Below are 5,228 nucleotides of genomic sequence, written 5' to 3'. Positions count from 1 at the left end.
ATCGTGGTCTCAACTCCTTGGCTCACAGAACGACATGGCTACGATCCGACTTCGCCGACGATCTCGGTGGGCGGGCGCGCCCGCAGCTGGCGGCCGTCGCCGGCGCCGGCGCCATGGTGTCGGCCTACGAGGCGGAGTACCGCGCCGCCGCGGCGCGGGCGCGGACGTGAGGGCGCGCGCGCTGCTCAAGCGGCTCGCCGACGCGCTGGCGGCGCTCTCGGTCGCGCCCACCGTCCTGCGCTACCGCGCCGAGGTGGCACTCCTCCCGTCGCGCCGCGACGACGCGTTCCAGTCGCTCTGCCAGCGCGCGTCCAAGTGGGCCGGCGGCGTCGGCGTGTACCGCCGCCGCGCGGTGCTCCGCGCGACGCTGCGCCGCACCGAGGGGAACTTCTTCGTCGGCTTCGGGACGCTGCTCGCCACCCCGGAGATCGAGATCGGCGCCGGCGTCTACATCGGCCCGTTCGGCAACATCGCGCACAGCGTGATCGGGCGCGACTGCCTCCTCGGCTCCAACGTCACCATCCTCGCCGGGACGCGGCAGCACGGCATCGAGCGGCTCGACGTGCCGATCGCGATGCAGCCGCGCCTGAACGTCGAGGTCCGGATCGGCGAGGACGTGTGGATCGGCAACCACGCGATCGTCGCCGCCGACGTGGGCGCGCACGCCGTCGTCGGCGCGGGCGCGGTGGTCGTCAAGCGGGTCCCCGAGTACGCGATCGTCGTCGGGAACCCCGGACGCGTCGTCGGCGACCGGCGGCAGCTGGCCCGCGGCGAGCCGACTGCTGCGCCGGCGTCCCCGACTCCCCTCGCGCCCGCCGACGCGCGCTGAGCGGGCGCGGGTCAGCCCCGCGCGCCCGCCGTGGCGCGCGCGGCGCCCGTCGGGACGGCGCGCGCCGCCGCCTCGTGCACGGCGGCGAGCTCGGACCCGATGCGGTCCCACCCGTACTGCGCCTCGACGTGCGCGCGCCCCGCGTCGACGAGGGCGGCGCCGAGCGCCGGCTCCTCCTCCAGCCGCCGCACCGCGCGCACGAACTCCGGCACGGAGTCGGCGCGCAGGTACTCGGCGCCGTCGCGCAGCCCCAGCCCCTCGACGCCGATCGTGGTCCCGACGAGCGGGATGCGCATCGCGAGCGCGTCGAGCACCTTGAGCCGCGTCCCGCCGCCGACGCGGATCGGGCAGAGGTACGCGGTCGCGCGCTCGAGGTACGGGCGGACGTCGTCGACGAAGCCGTGGACGCGCACGCGCGGGTCGCGCGCCGCCAGCTCCACGATCTCCGCGGGCGGGTTGCGCCCGACGACGTCCACCTGGCGCCCGGCGCCGTCGGCCGCGAGCGCGGGCCAGAGCTCGGTCGCCAGCCAGCGGATCGCGTCGCCGTTCGGGAACCAGTCCATCCCGCCCGCCCACACCAGCCGCGCCGGCCCGGGCGCGGGGCGCGACGACGACCGGAAGAAGTCGAGGTCGACGCCGTTGCGCACCGTCGTCACCTCGGTCGCCCCGGTGAGCGCGCGCAGCCGCTCGCCGTCGAGGTCCGACACGACGACGTTGTGCGCGACGCGACGCGCCACCTCGATCTCGGCGCGCTCCGTCATCCGCGCCTGCGCGCCGAAGTACGAGCGCCCGAGCCGCCCGGCGGCCTGCGCGCGTCGGTGCAGCAGGTGCGACTCGACGTTGTGGTGATTGAGCACCACGGGCGTGCGGCCGAGCAGCCGGAGGTACGGGCGCAGGAAGACGATGTCGACGTGCGCGACGTCGACCGCGCCGCGCCGCACCAGCGCCCCGACCGCCGACGCGGCCTCCCGGTGCCAGAACAGGTGGTCCCAGTACGACTGCCCGCTGACGAGCGACCGCGCGGCGAGCGCCGGACGGCGCAGCCGCTCGCGCCCCGCAGACGGCGCGAGCGGGACCAGCGTGACCGAGGCGCAGAGCCTCCCGAGCGCCTCGTGCGCGGCCGCGAGCCCCGCCTCGTCGAAGGCGCCCGCGCCCATAGTCGCCACCAGGTGCGTCTCGTGGCGGGACGCCGTCTGCGCGAGCAGGTGGTAGCTGCGCTGCAGCGCGCCGTGCCCGGTGGGCGGGTACGGCACGAAGTGGGAGAGCCACAGGACGCGCATGCGGGCGGGCGGGGTCAGGACTGCTGCGCCAGCCATTCCTCGAGGACGAGGAGGCTGAACAGGCGCTGGCTGTGGTCGCGCGCACCGGACTGGTGCTCGTCGAGCCAGCGGGCGATCCCCGCGCCGCGGAGCCAGCCGGTGGCGAGCAGCGGCTCGCTGCGCGGCAGCGCGGAGACGCGCTCGCGCAGGGGCCCGCGGAACCAGCCGTCGATCGGCACCGAGAATCCCTGCTTCGGCCGCTCGAACAGCGCGGGCGGCACGTAGCGGCGGAGGAGCGCGCGCAGCGGGAGCTTCCCCGCGTCCGGGCCGACGAGGTAGTGCTCCGGGAGCGAGAACGCGAGCTCCAGCACCTCCTGGTCGAGCAGCGGCGCGCGCGCCTCGACGCCGTGCGCCATCGTCGCGACGTCGACCTTCGGGTTCAGGTCCTCGGCGAGGTACGACACGACGTCGACGTAGCGCATGCGGCGCAGCGCGTCGCCCCCCGCGCGGTCGTACGCGTCGACGAGCGAGCGCGCCGCGGCGCCGAGCGGGTCGCCGCGCAGCGCCGCGAGTTCGCCCGCGTACAGGTCGTCGGCGTCGCGCGGGCTCGCGAAGTTGCGCAGCGCGGCGAAGCGGCGCCCCGGGTCGCCGATCGAGAGCATGCGGAGCCCGCGCTCCGCGCGGCCGAGGCGGATCCGCGTCGGCGTCGCCAGCAGCCGGTTGGCGGGGTGGCCGAGCACGTGCGCGGCGGCCGAGGCGACCGACGCGGGCACGCGGCGCGAGATGCGCCGCAGCGTGCGCGCCGTGCGGTACCAGCGGTAGCCGCCGAACCCCTCGTCGCCGCCGTCGCCGCCCAGCGCCACCGTCACGTGCGGGCGCGCCTGCTCGGCGAGCACCCACAGCGGCAGCGCCGACGGGTCGGCGAACGGCTCGCCGAAGTGCGCGATCGCGCGCGGGAGGATGCCGAGCAGGTCGGGGCGCACGCGGATCTCGTGGTGCTCCGTCCCCAGGTGCTCGGCGATGCGGCGCGCGTGCGCGCTCTCGTCGTGCTCCCCCGCGTCGTCGAAGCCGATCGAGAAGGTGCGCAGCCGGTCGGCCGACCGCTTCGCGGCGAGCGCCGCGATCAGGCTGGAGTCGATCCCGCCGCTCAGGAACACGCCGAGCGGGACGTCGCTGCGCAGGCGCAGCTCGGTCGCCTCGCCCAGCACCTCGTCCACGCGCGCGACCGCGTCGTCGAACGACCCCTCGAACTGCGCGGGGGCGCGCGAGAGGTCCCAGAACTCGCGCAGCTCGAGCGCGCCGTCGCGCAGCGTCCCGACCGTCGCCGCGGGGAGCTTCCGCGCCTCGCGCCAGATGGTGTACGGCGCGGGGATGTAGCCCAGGCTCAGGTACAGGTCGACCGCGCGCGGGTCGAGCGTCCACTTCCGCGTCGCCGTGCGGCGCAGCGCGTCGAGCGACGAGGCGAAGTGGAGGCAGCCGTCCTCGATCGCGTAGTGGAACGGCTTCTTGCCGACGCGGTCGCGCCCCACCAGCAGCCGCCCGGTGCGGTCGTCCCACGCGGCGAAGGAGAACATGCCGCGCAGCACGTCCGCCGCCGCGAGGCCGTCGCGCGCGAGGAGCTTGGCCAGCACCTCGGTGTCGGACTGCGTGCGGAACCGCTCGCCGCCGGCCTCGAGTCCGCGCCGCAGCTCGCGGTAGTTGTAGATCTCGCCGTTGAACACCAGCCCGGTCGCGCCCCCGGCGTCGACGAATGGCTGCTGCCCCGTGGCGAGGTCGATCACCGACAGCCGGCGGTGCGCGAGGCACGCCCGCCCCGACGGCGCGACCCACACCCCCTCACCGTCGGGGCCGCGGTGCGCGATGCACCGCGACATCGCGCGCACGCGCGCCTCGTCGACGCGCGCCGACGGGTCGAGGGCGATGGAGCCGGCGATGCCGCACATGTCAGGTCCCCCCGGCGCCGCGCGCCGCGAGTTCGTCGTAGAGCGCGAGGTGCGCGTCGACGCGCGCGGCGAGCGAGAAGCGCGACACGACCGCCGCGCGCGCGCGGCGGGCCGGCTCGCTCGCCGCGTGCGCGAGCGCGCGCACGATCCCGTCGGCGAGCGCCTCGGGGGAGCCGGACGGCACGACCACGCCCGCGTCGTCGTCGGGGAGCACGTCGGGGACGGCACCGACGCGGGTCGCCACGACCGGCGTGCCGCACTGCAGCGCCTCCAGCACGACGTTGGGCAGCCCCTCGCTGCGCGACGGGAGGACCAGCAGGTCGGCGGCCCGGTAGACCGCGCCGACGTCCGTCACGGCGCCCAGGAAGCGCACGTCGTCGAGCCCCAGCGCGCGCCGGCGCGCCTCGAGCGTCGCGGCGTCCGGCCCGTCGCCGGCGACCACCGCCCCGAACGCGACGCCGCGCGCACGCAGCAGGGCGCACGTCTCGAGGAACACGTCGACGCCCTTCTCGTGGCTGAGCCGCCCCACGACGGCCAGCAGCGGCCGCGGGAGCCCGGCGCCCGGCGCGTCGGGGCCGCGCGGGTCGACGCCCGGCGCCGGCGGCGGGAGCGGCACCACGGCGTTATGGATCACGCGCGCCTCGCGGCCCGCGCGCCCCAGCTCCGCGAGCTGCGGGCGCGCCATCACCACCACGCGGTCGGCGCGCGTCATGAGCAGGCGGTCTAGCGCGTGGTACACGCGGACCTTGAAGTCCTCGCGCGTCGAGCCGTGGAAGAACGCCGCCCACGGCCACCGCGCGCCGCGCGCGCGCAGCAGCGCGACGAGCGCCGAGCACTTGTAGCTGTGCGTCTGCACGACGTCCGGCGCCCACTCGCGCAGCACCGCGCCGACGCGGGCCGGCAGCGTGCGGTCGACGAAGCCCGCCTCCTCGAGCACGCGGCACGTCACGCCGCGCGCCGCCAGGTCCGCCGACGCGGGCGGCTCGGCGGGGCCGGCGCGGCGGGACAGGAGCACGCGCAGGTCGACGCCGGCCTCGCGCAGCGCGACCGCCAGCGCGGCCAGCTGGCGCCCCGGCCCCGAGATCTGCCCGGTGTCCATGAGCGCCGCCACGACGCGGGGCGCCCGCGCGGGCGCCCCCGCCAGCTCGGCCGCCGCGCGCGGGACCGCGGTCCCGGCGGTCAATCGACGCTGGCGCG

The 5,228-nt window shown here is 77.1% G+C and carries 4 protein-coding genes; 1 reads left to right on the top strand and 3 read right to left on the bottom strand.

All coding sequences use genetic code 11. The annotated features are described in order from the left end of the window. Positions 1 to 166 precede the first annotated feature (166 nt). Positions 167 to 829, top strand: coding sequence for a DapH/DapD/GlmU-related protein (locus tag PYV61_RS20550; protein WP_275835129.1), 663 nt, complete (start codon positions 167 to 169; stop codon positions 827 to 829). An 11-nt stretch (positions 830 to 840) separates the two neighbouring features. Here the strand turns inward: PYV61_RS20550 and PYV61_RS20545 are convergent, their stop codons facing one another. The 3 genes from PYV61_RS20545 to PYV61_RS20535 form a co-directional block, all read right to left on the bottom strand. Continuing rightward, complete coding sequence (locus tag PYV61_RS20545; protein ID WP_275835127.1) at positions 841 to 2,109, bottom strand: glycosyltransferase; 1,269 nt, start codon at positions 2,107 to 2,109, stop codon at positions 841 to 843. 14 nt (positions 2,110 to 2,123) lie between these two features. Continuing rightward, positions 2,124 to 4,031, bottom strand: a complete 1,908-nt coding sequence (gene asnB, locus PYV61_RS20540; RefSeq protein WP_275835126.1) for an asparagine synthase (glutamine-hydrolyzing) — start codon at positions 4,029 to 4,031, stop codon at positions 2,124 to 2,126. Between the two features lies 1 nt (position 4,032). Continuing rightward, positions 4,033 to 5,228: glycosyltransferase (locus PYV61_RS20535; RefSeq protein ID WP_275835124.1), on the bottom strand; the 1,196-nt coding region annotated here is incomplete at its 5' end.

This window comes from Roseisolibacter sp. H3M3-2, from assembly GCF_029211165.1.
GTDB lineage: Bacteria > Gemmatimonadota > Gemmatimonadetes > Gemmatimonadales > Gemmatimonadaceae > Roseisolibacter.
The sequence above is the reverse complement of the archived record's forward strand: the minus strand, read 5'-3'. Positions and strand labels throughout refer to the sequence as shown.